This is a genomic window from Candidatus Obscuribacterales bacterium (genome assembly GCA_036703605.1).
GTDB lineage: Bacteria > Cyanobacteriota > Cyanobacteriia > RECH01 > RECH01 > RECH01.
This window is the reverse complement of record DATNRH010001024.1, coordinates 1-2,551: the sequence shown is the minus strand read 5'-3', so window position 1 is coordinate 2,551 and position 2,551 is coordinate 1. Positions and strand designations below refer to the sequence as shown.

Annotated in this window: 2 protein-coding genes; both read left to right on the top strand. The window is 57.7% G+C overall.

Annotation, left to right across the window (positions count from 1 at the left end):
- Nucleotides 1-120: 120 nt before the first annotated feature.
- A complete protein-coding gene (locus V6D20_20965) occupies nucleotides 121-1,398 on the top strand; it encodes an HlyD family efflux transporter periplasmic adaptor subunit (protein HEY9818252.1) in 1,278 nt (425 codons plus the stop codon).
- Nucleotides 1,398-2,551 (top strand): ATP-binding cassette domain-containing protein (locus V6D20_20960; protein HEY9818251.1); only part of this gene is annotated, 1,154 nt, incomplete at its 3' end. The genes V6D20_20965 and V6D20_20960, both read left to right, overlap by 1 nt.

The window sequence follows — 2,551 nt, the reverse complement described above, 5'->3', positions numbered from 1 at the left end:
GTTGCCGGGTTTTGGCTTCGCTCAACCCTCGTCTCATCAGGGTTTGAGCATTCAGCGATGATGACGTTGACTGACCCATATTCTGTTCAACCTTGGTATGTCTTCTCTCTAGGCTTTGTTATGACTCAGGTTGCTCCATCCAATCCTTCATCTAGTCCAACGTCCAGTCCAGCAGGGCAGACGGTTCAAACTGACCCACCGAAGCGATCGCTCTTACGACTGATCATCCCCCTGCTCCTCATAGCAGTAGCAGCCGGATGGGGAGTAAAGACATGGCTATTTCAGCCTAAAGAGGCTGGGTTGACCCTGAGCGGACGCATTGAAGGGTACGATATCGACCTGGGGGCGAAAACTGGTGGACGGGTCGAGTCTGTGGCGGTGCGGGAGGGCGATCGCGTTCAGGCAGGCCAAGTGATTGCTCGCCTCGATGATGGAGAGCTGCAGGCGACGTATCAAGCGGCTCAGGCAGCCACCTTGGTGGCAAGGCAGCAGGTGATCCAAGCTGAGAGCCAGATAGCCGTGGTGCAAAGCCAACTTGCCGAAGCAGAATTGACGTTACAGCAATCAGAAGGGGACACGGTGGGGCGGGTCAGCCAGGCAGAGGCCACGGTAGCCACCGCCGAGGCCCAGCTTGCCCAAGCCCAAGCCCAGGTACAGCGGGCTGTATCGGAATTGCACTTAGCGGAAGTGGAGCGCGATCGCCTGCAGTCGCTCTTGGCCGATGGGGCAGTGCCCCAGCAGGATCTTGACGTTGCGCAAACCCGTTTTGAAACAGCCCAAAGTAATCTGGCCGCCAGCCAGGCCACCCTGCTTGCGGCGGAACGACAGGTTAGTGCGGCCCAAGGTGGCCTGGTTCAAGCCCAAACCACCCAGTTTAACCCCGACATTCGTTCAGCCCAGCTCACCCGCCTGCAGCGCCAGCTTGAGCAAGCCCAGTCTCAATGGAGGGCGGCCCAAGCGGAGGTTGAGAGAGCGATCGCTCTAGAGCAGGAAGTGGCGGCGCGGTTGGCGAATTTAGCCATTGTCAGTCCCATTGATGGCGTGGTGCTCAACCGCATGGTGGAGCCGGGGGAGGTGATTGGAGCTGGGGCAACCGTGGCGACGGTGATTAACCTTGATGATGTGTATCTGCGAGGCTACATTCCCCAGGGTGAGGTGGGCAATGTGCGCGTGGGGCAAGCCGCCCAGGTGTTTCTCGACTCGGATCCCAATCAACCGCTGGCGGCAACGGTGATCGCTGTTGATACTGAAGCATCCTTCACGCCAGAAAATATTTACTTCCGCGACGACCGGGTCACCCAGGTGTTTGGTCTGAGGCTGGGCATCGACAATCCCGATGGCTTTGCTAAACCAGGAATGCCAGCGGATGGTGAGATTGTGCTGTCTGAGGAGGAGTGATGCCAGCACCCTTGCCGCCAACCTCGCCAGCACCCCTTGGAACCACATCAGCGATCGCTGTCCAGGGATTGCATAAATCCTACGGATCCCTCAAAGCTCTTCAGGGTATAGACTTCACCGTTCAATCAGGAGAAATTTTTGGCTTAATCGGCCCCGATGGAGCTGGGAAAACCACCACCTTTCAGATTCTGGCAGGGGTGATGGAGGCTACCGCCGGCCAGGTCAGTCTGTTGGGCAAACCGCCCAGGCAAGCCCAGCTCAACGTCGGTTACGTGACCCAGAAATTTTCCCTCTACCCCGATCTAACGGTGATGGAAAATCTGCGCTACAGTGCTGGACTGCGGCGGGTGCCGGCCGCACGCTGGATCGAACGCGTCCCCCATCTCCTCAAACAGGTGGGCTTAGATGCCTTTGGCGATCGCCTGGCCAGCAACCTATCTGGCGGCATGAAGCAAAAGCTGGCCCTCTGTTGCGCTCTCGTAGCCAATCCAGCCGTGCTGTTATTAGATGAACCGACGACGGGCGTTGATCCCGTATCGCGGCGAGAGTTTTGGGATTTGCTGGCCACCGTCGCTTCCACTGGGGTCACGGTGGTGGTGGCTACCCCCTACCTGGATGAAGCGGAACGTTGTCATCGCATTGCCCTGATTTACGGGGGCGAGCTTCAGCAAATGGGTACTTTAGCTAACCTACGTCAGGGGTTGGGACTCCAGCGTCTGGAGGTGTGGGCGACGGATATTGCCCAAGCGGAGACGGCGCTTCAGGGCGCAACCGTTTCGGGGCTGGTGGATATTCAGACCTTTGGCGATCGCTTAGATATTTTGGTTACAGATCCTGGTATAGCAGACCGGCAGGTGCGCCAGCATTTAGCCCAACAGCACATCCACGTCGATAGGATGCAGCACACAACACCAACCCTCGAAAACGTGTTTGTGAATCATCTGCGGCAGCAGGGACTAGATCCACCCTATTTAAGCTTTCCCACAGCGCGCCCGGGGCCGTCCTTAGGCAAGGTAGCGATCGCCGCTCGCTCGCTGCAAAAAACCTTTGGGAGCTTCTGCGCTGTAGACCATGTGGATATTACGGTGCGCCATGGCGAAATCTATGGACTCCTCGGTGCCAATGGAGCCGGAAAAACCACCACGATTAAAAT